The 391-nt window shown below is 72.4% G+C and carries 1 protein-coding gene; it reads right to left on the bottom strand.

The features are described 5' to 3' along the window. On the bottom strand, nucleotides 1-391 hold a 391-nt coding region (locus tag GTY56_RS33965; RefSeq protein ID WP_202511102.1), incomplete at both ends, for a SpnB-like Rossmann fold domain-containing protein.

Raw genomic sequence — 391 nt, 5'->3', positions numbered from 1 at the left:
GCGATCCCGGCGGCCAGTGCCCGCACCGCCAGACCCACCGACCGCGCGTCGGCGTCCGCCGGGAGATCGATCAGACCACCCCAGCGATCGGGGATTTCAAGAGCGGCAACCTGTCCGAGCGCCCACAGCTGCGCGCCCGCCGTCTCCGGCACCTCACCAGGCACCACGGACACCGCACCCCACGTCACCGCCCACACCGGAACACCGAACCCGGCGTCGCCGACGGCCTGCACCAGTGCCAGTGAGGTCGCGATGGCGATCGGCACGGTCGGGCAGTCGGCCTGTACACCCCCGGACCACCCCAGGAGGGACAGAATTCCGACAGGGGGTTCCTGTTCTTCGGCCGCGGTGGTGGTGAGCCGCGCCGACAGGTCGGCGCGGTCCGTCGCCG

Source organism: Streptomyces sp. SID5643 (assembly GCF_009872555.1).
GTDB classification, from domain to species: Bacteria; Actinomycetota; Actinomycetes; order Streptomycetales; family Streptomycetaceae; genus Streptomyces; species Streptomyces iakyrus.
Note: the sequence above shows the minus strand (reverse complement) of the source record. Positions and strands in the feature narration are given on the sequence as shown.